Here is a 16506-nt window from a genome sequence, read left to right on the forward strand (position 1 = left end):
AAGGTAAAACGTGGTGTTACGCTTTGACGGTGTTGCCCGAAAGCAGGTCCAACACGTCCTGCACGCTGGTGGTGTTTGCCAGCTTCTCAATCACGCTATCGTCGTCCAGTGCGTTGGTCAGGCTGGTAATCACCTGAATGTGCTCGTTGTTGCGAGCGGCGATACCGATGACCAGACGCGCTACGTCTTCAGCTTCTTCACCAAACTGCACACCGGCTGGATACTGGCAGAACACCACGCCAGTTTTCAGCACGCGATCTTTTGCTTCCACGGTGCCGTGCGGAACAGCGATTGATTCGCCGAGGTAAGTTGGCGTCAGCTTCTCGCGTTCCAGCATCGCTTCCACATATTCCGGCTGAACATAGCCGCCTTTCACCAACTGCTCACCGGCAAAGCGAATCGCTTGCTCTTTATGCGTCGCGCTCAGGCCAAGGAACACGTTGTCTGCGCCCAGTTTGAACAGGTGCGCGTTGCCTTCGTCATAGCTGTCCGCCAGCGTAGTCTTTACCGTTTCACGATGCGCTTCGCTGCGATTGGCGGTAACCAGACGTTCAGTCAGGTTGCTGTACAGCGCGCTATCAAGGAAGTTATTCAGAGAAATGTGCTGCGCATGCGGTGCCTGGCGCATCGCACGTTCAGTCAGATCGCGGTGCGTAATCACCAGGTCTACGTCGCCCGGCAGCGAGTTGATCGCCGTGTTAGTGACAGAGATATTGCTCAGACCTGCGTCCTGCACTTTCTTGCGCAGTACGCCTGCACCCATCGCACTTGACCCCATACCGGCATCACAGGCTACGATGATTTTGCGTACGTGGTTCAGGTCAACGCTCATCGCATCGCCAGCCACCGGGGAACCGGCAACTGCCTGACCTTTTGACTGCGCTTTCATATCTTGCATGCGCTGAGTCGCGGCTTCGATATCGTCATCTTCTTTCACTTTGCTGGTTTTCAACAGCACCGCTGAGACGACGAAGGAGACCGCAAACGCAGCAATGATGGCCGCGATGTTCGCGAAGTAAGCCCCTTTTGGCGTCATCGCCAACACCGCCAGGATCGAACCTGGAGAAGCCGGAGAAACCAGGCCGCCGTTCAGCAGCGTCAGGGTGAACACGCCCGTCATACCGCCGAGGATAACCGCCAGCAACAGACGCGGCGCCATTAGCACGTATGGGAAGTAAATTTCGTGGATACCACCGAGGAAGTGGATGATCGCTGCACCGCCTGCGGACTGTTTGGCGCTACCGCGACCAAATACCATGTAGGCAACCAGCACGCCCATGCCCGGACCTGGGTTGGCTTCAATCAGGAAGAAGATTGATTTGCCCGCCTCGCTCGCCTGCTGGATACCCAGCGGAGAGAAGATACCGTGGTTGATAGCGTTATTGAGGAACAGGATTTTCGCCGGTTCAACAAAGATTGAGGTCAGAGGGAGCAGGTTGTTCTGCACCATCAGATTCACGCCCGCAGCGAGAATGTGCGACAGACCTTCAACCAGTGGACCGATGGCTACGAACGCCAGCAGCGCCAACAGCATACCGATGATACCGGCCGAGAAGTTGTTAACCAGCATCTCGAAGCCGCTTTTGATCTTGCCATCAACCACGCGGTCGAAGGATTTAATCGCCCAGCCGCCCAGCGGACCAGCAATCATCGAACCGAGGAACATCGGCATATCGGCGCCGACGATCACGCCCATGGTAGTGATCGCACCGACCACGCCACCACGATCGCCGCCGACCAGACGTCCACCGGTGAAACCAATCAGCAGCGGCAGCAGGTAAGTGATCATTGGGCCGACGAGCTTCGCCAGCGTTTCGTTTGGAATCCATCCGGTTGGGATGAACAGCGCAGTGATGATACCCCATGCGATAAACGCACCGATGTTAGGCATCACCATATTACTCAGAAAGCGACCAAAGCTCTGAACCTTGACCTTTACTGATGAGGACATAAACCCACCCCTTATTGAGACGCGCTGCAATAAGAGAGCGCGTTTGTTTTTGTTTGAACGTTACGGCGCGGGCCGTGGCATTACTGTATGCACGCGGACTCTAGCACTAGTTTATTACGCTGCGTAGAGCAGCGACTAAGTGTGATGTAGATCACGCCAAGGTGGGGTGTTTGGGGTGCAATAAGGTGACTTTGATCACAAAAAGTGGCTGTAAGAAAGCAACGGTGACGAAAAATCATGCAAAACAGGGTGATGAATGTGACTTAAGTCACCTTTTTAATCGGGTGCTTTGTTGTGTAAGTGTGATCAATGTCACAAACTATTTTTGGTCGAAAATGCGCCAGATCACAATATGCCGCATCAGGAAAATGAGCTGTAAGGAAGTGACGTAATTCCGAAAAGAGACGAACAGAAGAGGAAGCTAAAAGGGCGCTTATGTAGGGTCGCCCTTCATGGCGACCACTAGCAATTGGCTTAACTGTATTACAAACCGCCTTGCACCGCGTTTTGCGCCTGCGTCAGCGCCTGCGCGTTACTGGAGAGATTGCTCATCAACGTGTTGTACTGCGTTGCCTGATCCTGAGTGGGGAACTGCACGCCGCCGTCATTGAAGGTGACGCGAGTGCCTTGCGATTGCAGATAGTCGCCGGTTTGCACTGCGGCCTGGCTCAGCGCTTGCAGCTGTGGCAACAGCGGAATCAGCGTGCTGGCGGGCTGTGTTACCACTTTGGTAAACGCGGCATCGTAGACTTTCTTCAAATCATCCGGCTGCTTCAGCGTGGCTTTGCTGCTATCCGCCTGCATTTTGGCGCTCTGGATCTGCTGCGTCAGCACACTCAGATTGCCGCTGGCCTGGCGCAGGCTATCGCGACGCGTCAGGTAGTCTTGTGGAACGCGAATCGCCGCCAACTCATCGACTACCGGACGCATGCCTTGATCGATTGCCTGATTGGTCTGCTGCGAGAAACCATAAAGGATGGCGTAATCGCTGGCGTAATTACCGAAGGTCTGTTTTTGGTTTTCACTGAGGCTTGGCAGATGTTCGCCGCTGCGCATCACGGTGTTCTGAAGGAAATCAGTGAAAGCTTTACGCTGATCGCCTTCTTTGTCGCCACAGGCCGTAAGTTGCAGCACGACCAATGCACTGACCATCAGCATGCCGGTACGCATCCAGATGCGGGATAATCCTGACGCCATAATTCAACTCCTGTGATAATGGCTCTCTCCCTTCATAATCCAGGCTACTGCTTAAATTATTCGGGATAAAAATTTTTGCGAAAATGGTCCTAAAGAATAGTGCAATGGTCTGGTGTGTACAACGGGCGCACCGGGCAAATTAAAACACCAGCGCCTGGCCATCTTTGCGGCTTTCGGTGGCGGCAATATAGAAGCCTTGCGGATCGCGGACTATCGCCTGCGCACCCCCGAAGTTATAGCCCAGCAGCGGATCTTCGAGTGCTATCTGATGCCCCATTTCACGCAGCTTCGCCAACACGTTGCGGTCGATGCCCGGCTCAACCACCACTGAACGTCCCTGCTCAACGCGCCAACGCGGTGCATCAATGGCCGCCTGCGGGTTTTGCTTATGCTGCATGATGCGCAGCGCCATCTGCAAATGACCTTGCGCCTGCATCGTGCCGCCCATCACGCCAAATGACATCAGCGGCTGGCCGGCACCATCAAGGGAAAATGCTGGGATGATGGTATGGAACGGACGCTTACTGCCCGCCACCACATTGGGATGTTGCGGATCGAGTGAAAAACCGCAGCCACGATTTTGCAGGCTGATGCCGGTGCCCGGCACCACCACGCCAGACCCGAAGCCCATAAAGTTGGACTGTATAAAGGACACCATCATGCCGCTGGCATCAGCGGTGGAGACATAAACCGTGCCGCTCTGCTGCGGTGCACCATAGGTAAAATCACCGGCTTTATCAGGATCGATCAGCTGCGCACGCTGTTTAAGATAGCCATCGCTCAGCAGCAATTCGGCTGGGAACTCAAGGTGATCGTAATCGCTGACGTAGCGATCCAGATCGGCCAGCGCCAGCTTCATCGCTTCAATCGACAAATGCAGCCACGGCACTGAATCCGGCGTATAGCGGCCAATTTCCCACTGTTCGAGAATGCCCAGCGCAATCAAGGTGGCGATACCCTGACCGTTAGGCGGCAGTTCCTGCACCGATCCACCCGCAAACGGTCGCGACAGCAAATCAACCCAGTCAGCGCGATGGTTGTTGAGGTCCGCCATGCTCAGCGCTGCGCCATGCTGCGCAGCAAACGCCACCATCTTTTCAGCAAGATCGCCACGATAGAAGGCTTCTCCGCGCGTCTCGGCGATTTTTTGCAGCGTTTCGGCTTGCGCCGGATTGCAGAATAGTTCGCCGGCACGCGGCGGTCGGCCATTGGGCGCGAAGCACTCGGCGAAGCCGGGTTGATCTTTCAGCTTGTTGTAGCCGCGCTGCCACAGGTGACCAATTAGCGGTGAAACCGGGAAACCCTCACGCGCAAAGTCAATCGCCGGTTGCGCCAGCGTGGTGAGCGGAAGCGTGGCAAAACGTTCGGCCAACGTGACCCACGCCGACACCGCGCCCGGCACGGTGACCGCTTCCCAGCCAATTTCCGGCATGGCATCACGGCCGGCAAAGCGTTCAGGGCTCCATAAAGCAGGGGAGCGACCGGAGGCATTCAGGCCGTGCAGCTGTTTTCCATCCCAGATAATAGCGAAGGCATCGCTGCCTAAACCGTTGCCGGTCGGCTCCAGCACCGTGAGCGCCATGGCGCTGGCAATGGCGGCATCCACCGCATTGCCGCCCTGTTGCAGCATGCGCATGCCGGCTTGTGCCGCCAGCGGCTGTGAAGTGGCTACGGCATTGCGCCCCATCATGGGCACGCGATGTGAGGCATAACTGACCGTCAAATCTAGATCGCTCATAAATTTCTCTTTGCGTCGTGCTGGTGCGTGTGTGCTGCAGCACCGTGCAGCATGCGCGGTGATGTTGGAGAAGAGTTTAATATTAAGTCAGATATTTCATGTGCATATCGAGTTGGCACTTTTTTTGAATAGTATTTACACAATGCAGAGGCAATGTCCGGTTTTTCATTGATTGTTATCGTTGGCAGAGTAGCAAGTGCAGGCAGGTCAATCGCTTAAAGTGATCGAATTTTTTTAGCATAAGTAAGAATAAAAAATAATCAGGAATCAGGCAGCAAAGTCGGAAATCTGACCCATACTTAGAAACCCGAACTATTGTTGCATTGCTCGGACATCTTTTGCAGTGCTCAACAGGCTGTGTCCCGCATCGGTTTGATAATAACTATGCGAAACCGCTTCGGGATACAGCCTGCTCGTCCGGTTTCAGCGCCTGGTGGCGCTTACCTCTCTACTTTCACGTGCTTCATAGTGAGTTTTTAAGGAGTTCTCTATGGAATTTAAAGATCCAATGGTCGAGTTGCTCAGCAGCCTTGAGCAGATTGTTTTGACACGTGATGCTCAGCCTTCCGTATCAGAAATTACACTCAATCAGGCTTCAGTTCCCGAGCCGCAGCGTTTACGCGAGATGACTGGCATGCAGGTGGATGAATTCGCCCGCGTGATGGGGGTGAGCGTCTCGTCAGTTAAAAGCTGGGAGGCGCAACGTACACGTCCTTCCGCTACGGCACGCAAACTGATGAAGCTGTTGCAGGCCAACCCTTATTTAGGGCGTCAACTGCTGGAGTAATCGCTATTTTGGATGCTCCAACCCGCCTATACGGCGGGTTTTTTAATTTATGGCACCATATTTTGCCGCCTGTTTCACGAACCAGCTTTCCGGTACGCTGTGCGGCGGCTGTGCTAACTGCGCCAGCCCTTGTTTGATGGTCTGATCTGCTTGCTGCCACAAATGTCCATCGCCCTCACGCAATAGCTGAATTTGAATCTGTTTTTCTACCAAATACACGCGTGCAAAGTCGGCATCGTACTGCACGATGGCGCGGGTGTTATCAATGATGTCGGCCAGTTTGATGGTTTGCGCCTCGGGCGAGGCATCGGCGGTATGACGGAAATGCGCCAGCTTGCGCGCAGCACGATTTTTCGCCGTGGGCTGTGCGCTGTCGGTAAGCATATCGACCAACTCCGCCACGCGTGGGCCAAAATGGCGTTCGATATCGTCAAGAGTGCTGGGGGTGTCTTCAACCGTGTCATGCAGCCAGGCGGCGGCAATCATCTGTTCATCATCGGTGACGCTACGCACTATCTCGGCGACGGCTGCCGGATGCACAATGTAAGGCTCGTCAGTGTATTTGCGGCGCTGACCCGCAGCAGCATGCGCCTCAGTGGCATAACGGCGCGCTTGCTCTTCCAGTGAATCCCGCATATTTCACTCTCCCAGAGAAAAGTAGCTTGCAATTATCTAGCGCGCTATTTATATTGAAAACCATGAACAGTAATCAAGATGACAAAAAAGTGAAGCAGGCGCCACTTCAGTTAGATCAGCAGCTCTGCTTCGCGCTGTATTCGGCGAATCTCGCGATGCACAAAGTCTACCGCCAGCTGCTATCAAAGCTGGAGATTACTTATCCGCAATATCTGGTGATGCTGGTGCTGTGGAATCAAGACGATGTGACGGTTTCTGAAATTGGCGAGCAGTTGTTCCTTGATTCAGCGACGCTAACGCCGCTGCTGAAACGTCTGGAGATCGCGGGATTATTGCGTCGCCAGCGTTCACGTCAGGATGAGCGTCAGGTGGTGGTAACGCTGACCGATGAAGGCCGTGCGTTGCGCGATAAGGCCGAAACGATTCCAGAAGCCATTCAGTGTGCAACCGCCTGCAATGATGAGGCGCTAGCGTTACTAAAAGGTCAGTTAGACGAGTTGCGCGCAAGTCTGAATAGCGCCAACTAATACGCATTCGGGAAGTCGCTGTCTCGACATCCCATAATAAGAAGTTCAGGTTAGCGCATAATAAGTAGTGCGCGATTATATAGCGAATTAATGAGGTAATGATGTCTTTAGAAAAAGTTGTTTATACTGCAAAAGCTAAAGCTACCGGCGGTCGTGATGGTCGTGCTACTTCCTCTGACAACGTGCTGGATGTGAAACTGGGCGTGCCAAAAGAGATGGGTGGCGCAGGTGGCGAAGTAACCAACCCAGAGCAGCTGTTTGCTGCGGGTTATTCAGCCTGTTTCCTCGGCGCAATGAAGTTTGTGGCTGGCCGCGACAAGATTGCGATGCCAAAAGATGCATGGATTGAAGGCGAAGTCGGCATCGGTCCAATTCCGAACGGTTTTGGCATTGAAGCCAGGTTGAATATCCATCTGCCAGAGATGGACGCAGCTGAAGCGCAGAAGCTGGTTGATGCCGCCCACATCGTCTGCCCATACTCAAACGCGACGCGTGGCAACATTGACGTCACGCTGAACATCATTAACTAATCGTTATTGATGGCAATTTAAGGCTCCTGCGGGAGCCTTTTTTACATCAAAAAAAACGCTTTCCACTTCGATTAGAAAATTTATCTGGTCTTACCATTGGTTAAATGTTCTACTGCTCGGCTTCGCGCCATCGCCCTTTCGCCAGTCGGAATCGTCCCGATCCTGCACGTTGCGTCACGCTTTTTCCGCGGTTTAGCGAACTCTGCTGTCTTTAAACAGTCACATTACGGTTGATACAACGACACCAGGTCGGGAATACATATTTTCATGAATTATATTAAAAGTTTAACGCAGCAAAAGCTTTCTCTGCTGCTTGCGTTATATCTCGGTATCTTACTGAATTTACCGATATTTTATCGCCGCTTTGACGGCTTTTTAACGAAATCAAATATCTCTAATTGGCTCTCTGCAGCAGCGGAAGTGATGGCGGCTGTGCTGCTGACCTTCTTCCTGATGCGTCTGCTGTCGCTAGGTGGGAAATGGGCTTATCGCATTCTCGCCACGCTTACCGTGATTATTTCTGTTGCCGCCGCCTATTACATGGCGTTTTTCAACGTGGTGATTGGTTACGGCATTATCGCCTCGGTGATGACTACCGATATCGATCTTTCCAAAGAAGTGATTGGCCTGCATTTCGTGGTGTGGATGGTGCTGGTTAGTGCGCTACCGCTGCTGCTGATCTGGCGCAATAATCTGAGCCATACGCTCATTGAACAACTTAAAACACCTGGGCAGCGTCTGAAGCCAGTAGCCATCATGCTGCTGAGCGTTGCGTTGGTGTGGCTGCCGATTCGCTACTTTGACAAGTTGCAGAAAGTAAATGAAGAGATCACCAACATAGACTTGCCAAGTTATGGCGGCGTGGTGGCGCACTCCTATCTGCCTTCAAACTGGATCGCCGCACTCGGCCTGTTTGCCTGGACCAAAGTGGATGAAGAGTGGGATGGCAAAGCGCTGCTCGATCCGGCAAAAGAGTTTACTTACGTCGCGCCGCCAGGCATCGACGATACCTATATGGTGTTTGTGATTGGCGAAACCACGCGCTGGGATCATATGGGCATGCTCGGCTACGACCGTGATACCACGCCGAAGCTGTCGAAAGAGAAGAACCTGGTCGCGTTCCGCGGCGAATCTTGTGATACCGCCACCAAGCTGTCGCTGCGCTGCATGTTCGTGCGCGAAGGCGGCACCATGGATAATCCGGGCCGCACCCTGAAAGAACAAAACGTTTTCGCGGTACTGAAGGAACTGGGATTCACCTCAGAATTGTTCGCGATGCAGAGCGAAGTGTGGTTCTACGATAACGCTGACACCAACAACTTCTCGTTCCGTGAGCAGATTGGTTCTGAGAAGCGTAATCAGGGTAAAGCGGTCGATGACATGCTGTTAGTGCCGGAGTTACAGGCATCGTTGCAGCGCTTCCCGAAAGGCAAGCATATGGTGATTCTGCATACCAAAGGCTCGCACTACCTTTACTCGCAACGTTACCCGCGTGATTTCGCACGCTATAAGCCGGAATGCATGGGCGTTGATGAAAAGTGCAGTAAAGCGCAGTTGATTAATGCGTATGACAACTCGATTTTGTACGTTGATACCATGCTGGACAGCGTGCTGGATCAGCTACGTGATAAGAAAGCGATTGTGTTCTATGCCGCCGATCATGGTGAATCGATCAGTGAGAATATGCACTTACACGGTACGCCGCGCGAGATGGCACCGCCGGAACAGTTCCGTGTGCCGATGATGGTGTGGGCGTCTGATAAGTATCTTGAGGACCCCACCAACCGCAGCAATTTCGAACGTTTACAGGCACAACAGCGCGTGGGTAAAACCCATCGTCATGTTGAGCTGTTCGACACCATCATGGGTTGCCTCGGTTATACCTCGCCGGACGGTGGGATTAAAGCTGCCAATAACTGGTGTTCGGCACCTGCGGCCACGCCGGCCAAAACGCTTTGATTTCGTAGAGTCGCCATTTACGGCGACTGTTGCTCTGAACCCATTAAGCCGCAGAAGTTTAAGGCACTGTTTGCTTTCCAGGCGATCAGTTGGGTTTTCAGTAAAAGGCATTGACGCTTTTTTAGCAGCGCAGTAATATGCGCCCCCATCGGCGAGTAGCGCAGCTTGGTAGCGCAACTGGTTTGGGACCAGTGGGTCGGAGGTTCGAATCCTCTCTCGCCGACCATATTTGAAGAAACCTGCTTTTATAAGCAGGTTTTTTTTCGTCTGTAATTTGAGGGATCTGCGCCGATAAAGCGAAGCCAAACGTTCAGGCGATGGGAAGGCGGCTTGGTTAGCAAAGCGTCCGCCGCAGGGATGGGGCGGCCGAGGCTACAGGGACGTATTCACGCCGTCTTTGCGTTCGAGCCGCCTTTCCTGAGCAACGCACCGAGCAAAACGCAAAATCCAAAACGCAAAACGCAAAACTCATCAATTCGCCCATTCTATCCCTTAAAACCTGAATCCCTACCATTATCCCAACTCAATCCTCTGCATCCCACGCCAAATCGAAGCCGCACGCTTATTTCGTGACACATTCTTCTTATGACCGGTTTATGCATCATGCTGATTTCTTATGCCATTTCACTAGCACATTCCGCTGCCTGAACGTCATAACGCACGCATAATCGTTCAGATATTCAACATTTACCAATAAGTTTTGTGTGTTTTTTAGCGGTGATAATCACTGTCATTTGGCTAGATAGCCAGATAATCACGCGGCATTGAGTGCTTTATCACCTTTTTTAATTTTGGCTTACGCCTGGAAGGGTGTTTTTTATCGTTGCTTGCACTTACTCACACTCTGTGTAAATAACCCCACACTGTATTGACGTTCATTGCAACTGTTGACAAATTGATGCGTCAATAAAATGTAGAGACGGACGTGTCTGGTAGATTCCACGGTGCCAGTGCAACAACTATAACCGCTCACATTTTGCTTACGCTTAATTGACCTGCCCGAACCGCATAAAAAAATCAGAGGTCGGGCGACGCACACAACATCACATCACAATGGAGCAAAACATGATCAACTCCCTGGCTAAATCCAGGATGCTGAAGGTCGGTCTCAGCCTGATTGCTATGACCGTTGCCGCTGGTGTCCAGGCGAAAACCCTCGTTTATTGTTCAGAAGGTTCGCCGGAAGGCTTCAACCCGCAGCTCTTCACTTCGGGCACCACCTACGACGCAAGCTCCGTGCCGATCTACAACCGTCTGGTTGAGTTCAAAACCGGTACTACCGAGCTGCAGCCAGGCCTGGCAGAAAAATGGGATGTCAGCGCGGACGGTAAAACTTATACCTTCCACCTGCGTCAGGGCGTGAAGTGGCAAACCACGAAAGATTTCAAGCCAACCCGTACCTTTAATGCCGATGACGTCGTGTTCTCCTTCGAGCGTCAGCTCGACAAAAACAACAAATATCACGGTGTTTCTGGCGGCAGCTACGAATACTTCGAAGGCATGGACATGCCAAAGCTGATCGCCAAAATCGAGAAAGTTGACGATCACACCGTACGCTTCACCTTAACGCGTCCCGAAGCGCCGTTCATCGCTGACCTCGGCATGGACTTCGCCTCCATTCTGTCTAAAGAATATGCGGACAACATGCTGAAAGCGGGCACGCCTGAGAAGCTGGATCTCAATCCAGTGGGCACCGGTCCATTCGTACTGCAGCAGTATCAGAAAGATTCGCGCATTCTGTACAAAGCCAACCCAGACTTCTGGGGCACCAAGGCGAAGATTGATCGCTTAGTGTTCTCCATCACGCCAGATGCTTCTGTGCGTTATGCGAAACTGCAGAAGGGCGAATGCCAGGTGATGCCGTATCCGAACCCGGCCGACATCGCCAGCATGAAGAAAGACGACAAAATTAACCTGATGGAGCAGCCGGGTCTGAACGTCGGTTACCTGTCGTTCAACACCGAGAAAAAACCGCTGGATAATGTGAAAGTGCGTCAGGCACTGACCATGGCGGTAAACAAACAAGCCATTATCGATGCCGTTTATCAGGGTGCTGGCCAGGCCGCGAAAAACCTGATCCCACCAACAATGTGGAGCTACAACGACGACATCAAAGATTACGCTTACGATCCTGAGAAAGCGAAAGCGCTGCTGAAAGAAGCCGGTATGCCGGATGGTTTCTCAATCGACTTGTGGGCAATGCCGGTTCAGCGTCCATACAACCCGAACGCACGTCGCATGGCGGAAATGGTTCAGGCTGACTGGGCGAAAATTGGCGTGAAAGCCAAAATCGTCACCTTCGAATGGGGCGAGTACCTGAAACGTGCGAAAGCCGGTGAACACCAGACCGTTATGATGGGCTGGACCGGTGATAATGGGGATCCGGATAACTTCTTCGCCACGCTGTTCAGCTGTGCAGCGGCGAAAGACGGTTCTAACTACTCACGTTGGTGCTACAAGCCGTTTGAAGATCTGATTCAGCCTGCGCGTGCTGAAGCCGATCACAACAAACGTATTGAACTGTACAAACAGGCTCAGGTAGTGATGCATGACCAGGCTCCGGCGCTGATCATCGCTCACTCAACCGTATACGAGCCAGTGAGCAAGAAAGTCTCTGGTTATGTGGTAGATCCATTAGGTAAACATCACTTCGAAAACGTCGATATCCAGGAATAACCTTTCGGATTATCGCGGTTAGGGCCAGCGTTGCTGGCCCTCGGGCGGCCTCTTCGTCGCCCGCACTCCGCACTTTTTTTCCGGTAAATTCTACTATTGAAGCGCTTCTTGCGTCGCGTCCGCCCATGGCTGGCTGCGAGTGTTGAGCAATGTTGTCCCCGGCGGTAACGCTATGGGAAATGTCAGAGAACCAGGCTTATGCTGCAATTCATACTCCGACGTTTGGGCCTTGTCATCCCAACGTTTATCGGTATCACGTTATTGACCTTCGCGTTTGTCCACCTGATCCCCGGCGATCCGGTACTGATCATGGCCGGTGAACGCGGTATCTCCCCCGAACGTCACGCGCAATTGATGGCGCAGTTTGGCCTCGATCAGCCGATGTGGAAGCAATACATCACTTATATCAATGGCGTATTGCACGGCGATCTTGGCATCTCGCTGAAAAGCCGTATCCCGGTCTGGGACGAATTCGTACCACGCTTTAAAGCCACACTGGAACTGGGCATCTGCGCCATGTTGTTCGCAGTGGCAGTCGGCATTCCGGTCGGCGTGCTGGCGGCGGTAAAACGCGGCTCAATCTTCGATCACACCGCAGTGGGCATCTCGCTGACCGGTTACTCCATGCCGATTTTCTGGTGGGGCATCATGCTGATCATGCTGGTTTCGGTGCAGTGGAACCTCACGCCGGTCTCCGGGCGCGTCAGCGACATCATCTTCCTTGATGATAGCCATCCACTCACCGGCTTCATGCTGATCGATACGCTGCTGTGGGGTGAACCGGGTGATTTCAAAGATGCAGTGATGCACATGATTCTGCCTGCCATTGTGCTCGGCACCATTCCGCTGGCGGTGATTGTGCGTATGACGCGCTCCTCGATGCTGGAAGTGCTGGGCGAGGATTACATCCGCACCGCCCGCGCCAAAGGTCTGACGCGTATGCGTGTGATTGTGGTGCATGCGCTGCGCAATGCCATGCTGCCGGTGGTCACCGTGATTGGCTTGCAGGTCGGTACGCTGCTGGCCGGTGCGATTCTGACCGAAACCATCTTCTCGTGGCCGGGACTCGGCCGCTGGCTGATTGAAGCGCTGCAACGCCGTGACTATCCGGTGGTGCAGGGCGGCGTGCTGCTGGTGGCGATTCTGATCATTGTGGTCAACCTGCTGGTTGATCTGTTGTACGGCGTGGTCAATCCACGTATCCGTCATAAAAAATAAGGGGGAATCATGTCTGCTGTTGATCCCGCAAGCGTAACTGCTGCACCCAAGCCGATGACCCCGTTGCAGGAATTCTGGCACTACTTCAAACGTAACAAAGGCGCGGTGATTGGCCTGGTTTACATCGTTCTGATGCTGTTGATCGCCATCTTTGCCGATGTACTGGCTCCGCACGCACCGGCTGAACAGTTCCGCGATGCCTTGCTGCATCCACCGGTCTGGCAGGAAGGCGGCAGCTGGAGCTATATCCTCGGTACCGATGACGTTGGCCGTGATGTGCTGTCGCGCTTGATGTACGGCGCGCGCCTGTCGCTGCTGGTCGGCTGCATGGTCGTCGTGCTGTCGCTGATTCTTGGCGTGATCTTTGGCCTGATGGCCGGCTACCTCGGCGGCGTGGTCGACGCCATCATCATGCGCGTGGTCGATATTATGCTGGCGCTGCCAAGCCTGCTGCTGGCGTTGGTGCTGGTCGCCATCTTCGGACCGTCGATCGTCAATGCCTCGCTGGCCATCACCTTCGTCGCCTTGCCGCACTACATTCGTCTGACGCGTGCTGCGGTGCTGGTGGAAGTCAACCGCGACTACGTCACCGCGTCGAGCGTGGCGGGTGCTGGTACGCTGCGCCAGATGTTCATCAATATTTTGCCTAACTGCCTGGCACCGCTGATCGTGCAGGCATCATTAGGTTTCTCCAACGCCATCCTCGATATGGCGGCGTTGGGCTTTCTCGGTATGGGGGCGCAGCCGCCAACGCCGGAGTGGGGCACCATGCTCTCCGACGTGTTGCAGTATGCGCAAAGTGCCTGGTGGGTGGTGACATTCCCTGGAGTGACCATTCTGCTAACGGTTCTGGCATTCAACCTCATGGGCGATGGTTTGCGTGATGCACTCGACCCGAAACTCAAGCAGTAAAGAGGCACCGAGATGGCGTTATTAAATGTAGATAAGTTATCGGTGCATTTCGGCGACGAAAAAACACCGTTCCGTGCAGTTGACCGCATCAGCTATCAGGTCGAGCAAGGCCAGGTGGTGGGTATTGTGGGTGAATCCGGTTCCGGTAAATCGGTCAGCTCGCTGGCGATAATGGGTCTGATTGATTATCCCGGCCGCGTGATGGCGGACAAGCTGGAATTCAACGGGCGCGACCTGCAGAAAATCTCCGAAAAAGAGCGCCGCCAACTGGTGGGCGCTGAAGTGGCGATGATCTTCCAGGACCCAATGACCAGCCTCAACCCGTGCTACACCGTTGGTTTCCAGATTATGGAAGCGTTGAAGGTGCATCAGGGCGGCAGCAAACGCACGCGTCGTCAGCGTGCGATTGATCTGCTGGACCAGGTCGGCATCCCCGATGCAGCATCGCGTCTGGATGTCTATCCGCACCAGCTTTCAGGCGGCATGAGCCAGCGCGTGATGATCGCCATGGCGATTGCCTGCAAGCCGAAACTGCTGATTGCCGATGAGCCGACCACCGCGCTCGACGTGACCATTCAGGCGCAAATCATTGAACTGCTGCTGGAGTTGCAAAAGCAGGAGAACATGGCGCTGATCCTGATTACGCACGATCTGGCGCTGGTGGCCGAAGCAGCACAGCACATCATCGTGATGTATGCCGGACAAGTGGTGGAAAGCGGTAAAGCGGTGGATATCTTCAAAGCGCCGCGTCATCCCTACACGCAAGCGCTGCTGCGCGCGCTGCCGGAATTTGCCGCAGACAAAGCGCGTCTGGCGTCACTGCCAGGCGTGGTGCCGGGTAAATACGATCGCCCAATGGGCTGTTTGTTGAATCCGCGCTGTCCGTATGTGACCGATCGCTGCCGCCGCGAAGAGCCGGAGCTGCGCGACATTCCTGGCCGCCAGGCCAAATGTCACTTCCCACTGGATGATGCCGGGAGACCGACTTATGAGTCTTGAGAACGAAAAGCAGGATTACCTGCTACAGGCGATTGACCTGAAAAAACATTACCCGGTGAAGAAAGGTCTGTTTGGTCAGGAACGCCTGGTCAAAGCGCTGGACGGCGTCTCGTTCAACCTCGAACGTGGCAAAACGCTGGCAGTGGTGGGTGAGTCCGGTTGTGGTAAATCCACGCTGGGCCGCTTGCTGACGATGATTGAAACGCCGACCGAAGGCCAGCTGTTCTGGCACGGACAGGACCTGTTAAAACACGATCCGCAGGCGCAGAAACTGCGTCGTCAGAAAATTCAAATCGTGTTCCAGAATCCGTACGGTTCGCTCAATCCGCGTAAGAAAATCAGCCAGATTCTTGAAGAACCGCTGGTGATCAACACCTCGTTGACCAAGGCGGAACGCAAAGAGAAAACGCTGGAAATGATGGCGAAAGTCGGCCTGAAAACCGAGCATTACGATCGCTATCCGCACATGTTTTCGGGCGGCCAGCGTCAGCGTATTGCTATCGCGCGTGGCTTGATGCTCGATCCCGATGTGCTGATTGCCGATGAACCGGTGTCCGCGCTCGACGTCTCGGTGCGTGCGCAGGTGCTAAATCTGATGATGGATTTGCAGCAGGATTTAGGGTTGTCCTACGTCTTTATCTCGCATGATTTGTCCGTGGTGGAGCACATCGCTGATGAGGTGATGGTGATGTATCTCGGCCGTTGTGTAGAGAAGGGCAGTAAAGAGGCGATCTTCAGCAATCCTCGCCACCCTTATACGCAGGCGCTGCTGTCGGCGACGCCACGCCTCAACCCGGACGATCGCCGCGAGCGTATCAAGCTGACGGGCGAACTGCCGAGCCCGCTTAATCCGCCGCCGGGCTGTGCGTTTAACGCGCGCTGCCGCCGCCGTTTTGGTACCTGCGTGCAGCTGCAGCCGAAACTGAAGCAGTATGGCGATCAGCAAATCGCCTGCTTCGCGGTTGATCAGGATGAAAACCAGCCAGTAGGCGTGTAATTAACGCACGCCATTAATGGATAAAGGCTCCTGCGGGAGCCTTTATTTTCTCTTCTTTAATACTTCAGGGAAATTAACGGCCGAAACCCGTTATGTCTTCCTTGGCATAAAAGCATTACGCGCCTGCATCAGTGAACGATTGGTCCTAATCAGGATATAAAGCGTAAAGGCAAATTCTTATTTTTGTAAGGATTGCGTGAGCTTTGCCACGCCGGAATAAAACCAAAATTTGCGCTACTATCGCGTTTTTTCAGTGGGTTAGCCAAAAGCCACCTGCGTGATTATTTCAGTTAATTGATACTAATTAATTTCTGACAATAAATAATTGCACACTTCTTGCATCTCCGCTTTTTCAATCTTAAAGATAGAATTCTTTTGT

The 16506-nt window shown here is 53.6% G+C and carries 13 protein-coding genes and 1 tRNA gene; 10 read left to right on the top strand and 4 right to left on the bottom strand.

Annotated features, from left to right (window positions below; translation table 11 throughout):
• Positions 1 to 16 precede the first annotated feature (16 nt).
• The 3 genes from ACRQ84_RS15825 to ACRQ84_RS15835 all read right to left on the bottom strand — a co-directional run bounded on the left by ACRQ84_RS15825 (position 17) and on the right by ACRQ84_RS15835 (position 4886).
• The gene (locus tag ACRQ84_RS15825; RefSeq protein WP_483816553.1) at positions 17 to 1951 is read right to left on the bottom strand and encodes a PTS mannitol transporter subunit IICBA; all 1935 of its coding nucleotides are present in this window, start codon (positions 1949 to 1951) and stop codon (positions 17 to 19) included.
• 483 nt (positions 1952 to 2434) lie between these two features.
• On the bottom strand, positions 2435 to 3148 hold the full coding sequence (locus tag ACRQ84_RS15830; RefSeq protein ID WP_064738215.1) for a DUF3053 domain-containing protein: 714 nt from the start codon (positions 3146 to 3148) through the stop codon (positions 2435 to 2437).
• 139 nt (positions 3149 to 3287) lie between these two features.
• The gene (locus tag ACRQ84_RS15835; protein WP_483816554.1) at positions 3288 to 4886 is read right to left on the bottom strand and encodes a gamma-glutamyltransferase family protein; all 1599 of its coding nucleotides are present in this window, start codon (positions 4884 to 4886) and stop codon (positions 3288 to 3290) included.
• Positions 4887 to 5376: 490 nt separating this feature from the next.
• Here ACRQ84_RS15835 and ACRQ84_RS15840 point away from each other — a divergent pair, with 490 nt between their 5' ends.
• Positions 5377 to 5673 carry an HTH-type transcriptional regulator gene (locus ACRQ84_RS15840; RefSeq protein WP_007893362.1) on the top strand — a complete coding sequence of 99 codons (297 nt, stop codon included), beginning with the start codon at positions 5377 to 5379 and terminating at the stop codon, positions 5671 to 5673.
• 42 nt (positions 5674 to 5715) lie between these two features.
• Here the strand turns inward: ACRQ84_RS15840 and ACRQ84_RS15845 are convergent, their stop codons facing one another.
• Entirely contained in the window at positions 5716 to 6309 is a 594-nt protein-coding gene (locus ACRQ84_RS15845; protein WP_483816555.1) for an HD domain-containing protein, read from the bottom strand.
• 62 nt (positions 6310 to 6371) lie between these two features.
• Between ACRQ84_RS15845 and ACRQ84_RS15850 the strand changes: the two genes are divergently transcribed.
• The 9 genes from ACRQ84_RS15850 (at position 6372) to dppF (ending at position 16127) form a co-directional block, all read left to right on the top strand.
• On the top strand, positions 6372 to 6836 hold the full coding sequence (locus tag ACRQ84_RS15850) for a MarR family winged helix-turn-helix transcriptional regulator (protein ID WP_064738212.1): 465 nt from the start codon (positions 6372 to 6374) through the stop codon (positions 6834 to 6836).
• Positions 6837 to 6937: 101 nt separating this feature from the next.
• Positions 6938 to 7366, top strand: coding sequence for an organic hydroperoxide resistance protein (locus ACRQ84_RS15855; protein ID WP_064738211.1), 429 nt, complete (start codon positions 6938 to 6940; stop codon positions 7364 to 7366).
• A 267-nt stretch (positions 7367 to 7633) separates the two neighbouring features.
• Positions 7634 to 9325, top strand: a complete 1692-nt coding sequence (gene eptB / locus ACRQ84_RS15860; protein ID WP_064738210.1) for a kdo(2)-lipid A phosphoethanolamine 7''-transferase — start codon at positions 7634 to 7636, stop codon at positions 9323 to 9325.
• Between the two features lie 149 nt (positions 9326 to 9474).
• Positions 9475 to 9551: transfer RNA gene (locus ACRQ84_RS15865), tRNA-Pro, on the top strand.
• Between the two features lie 839 nt (positions 9552 to 10390).
• Positions 10391 to 12001 carry a dipeptide ABC transporter periplasmic-binding protein DppA gene (gene dppA, locus ACRQ84_RS15870; RefSeq protein WP_483816556.1) on the top strand — a complete coding sequence of 537 codons (1611 nt, stop codon included), beginning with the start codon at positions 10391 to 10393 and terminating at the stop codon, positions 11999 to 12001.
• Between the two features lie 198 nt (positions 12002 to 12199).
• Positions 12200 to 13219, top strand: coding sequence for a dipeptide ABC transporter permease DppB (gene dppB, locus ACRQ84_RS15875; protein WP_064738208.1), 1020 nt, complete (start codon positions 12200 to 12202; stop codon positions 13217 to 13219).
• Between the two features lie 9 nt (positions 13220 to 13228).
• Complete coding sequence (dppC, locus tag ACRQ84_RS15880; RefSeq protein ID WP_061719333.1) at positions 13229 to 14131, top strand: dipeptide ABC transporter permease DppC; 903 nt, start codon at positions 13229 to 13231, stop codon at positions 14129 to 14131.
• 12 nt (positions 14132 to 14143) lie between these two features.
• A complete protein-coding gene (gene dppD / locus ACRQ84_RS15885; RefSeq protein WP_064738206.1) occupies positions 14144 to 15130 on the top strand; it encodes a dipeptide ABC transporter ATP-binding protein in 987 nt (328 codons plus the stop codon).
• Positions 15120 to 16127 carry a dipeptide ABC transporter ATP-binding subunit DppF gene (dppF, locus tag ACRQ84_RS15890; RefSeq protein WP_064738205.1) on the top strand — a complete coding sequence of 336 codons (1008 nt, stop codon included), beginning with the start codon at positions 15120 to 15122 and terminating at the stop codon, positions 16125 to 16127. Before dppD ends, dppF begins: the two co-directional genes overlap by 11 nt.
• Positions 16128 to 16506 lie beyond the last annotated feature (379 nt).

This window comes from Pantoea sp. E2023-21 (assembly GCF_051302795.1).
Lineage (GTDB): Bacteria > Pseudomonadota > Gammaproteobacteria > Enterobacterales > Enterobacteriaceae > Pantoea > Pantoea ludwigii_A.

Coding starts and splice junctions, on each gene's coding strand:
- ACRQ84_RS15825 (WP_483816553.1), bottom strand. CDS start 1,951: ATGTCCTCATCAGTAAAGGTCAAGGTTCAGAGCTTTGGTCGCTTTCTG.
- ACRQ84_RS15830 (WP_064738215.1), bottom strand. CDS start 3,148: ATGGCGTCAGGATTATCCCGCATCTGGATGCGTACCGGCATGCTGATG.
- ACRQ84_RS15835 (WP_483816554.1), bottom strand. CDS start 4,886: ATGAGCGATCTAGATTTGACGGTCAGTTATGCCTCACATCGCGTGCCC.
- ACRQ84_RS15840 (WP_007893362.1), top strand. CDS start 5,377: ATGGAATTTAAAGATCCAATGGTCGAGTTGCTCAGCAGCCTTGAGCAG.
- ACRQ84_RS15845 (WP_483816555.1), bottom strand. CDS start 6,309: ATGCGGGATTCACTGGAAGAGCAAGCGCGCCGTTATGCCACTGAGGCG.
- ACRQ84_RS15850 (WP_064738212.1), top strand. CDS start 6,372: ATGAACAGTAATCAAGATGACAAAAAAGTGAAGCAGGCGCCACTTCAG.
- ACRQ84_RS15855 (WP_064738211.1), top strand. CDS start 6,938: ATGTCTTTAGAAAAAGTTGTTTATACTGCAAAAGCTAAAGCTACCGGC.
- eptB (WP_064738210.1), top strand. CDS start 7,634: ATGAATTATATTAAAAGTTTAACGCAGCAAAAGCTTTCTCTGCTGCTT.
- dppA (WP_483816556.1), top strand. CDS start 10,391: ATGATCAACTCCCTGGCTAAATCCAGGATGCTGAAGGTCGGTCTCAGC.
- dppB (WP_064738208.1), top strand. CDS start 12,200: ATGCTGCAATTCATACTCCGACGTTTGGGCCTTGTCATCCCAACGTTT.
- dppC (WP_061719333.1), top strand. CDS start 13,229: ATGTCTGCTGTTGATCCCGCAAGCGTAACTGCTGCACCCAAGCCGATG.
- dppD (WP_064738206.1), top strand. CDS start 14,144: ATGGCGTTATTAAATGTAGATAAGTTATCGGTGCATTTCGGCGACGAA.
- dppF (WP_064738205.1), top strand. CDS start 15,120: ATGAGTCTTGAGAACGAAAAGCAGGATTACCTGCTACAGGCGATTGAC.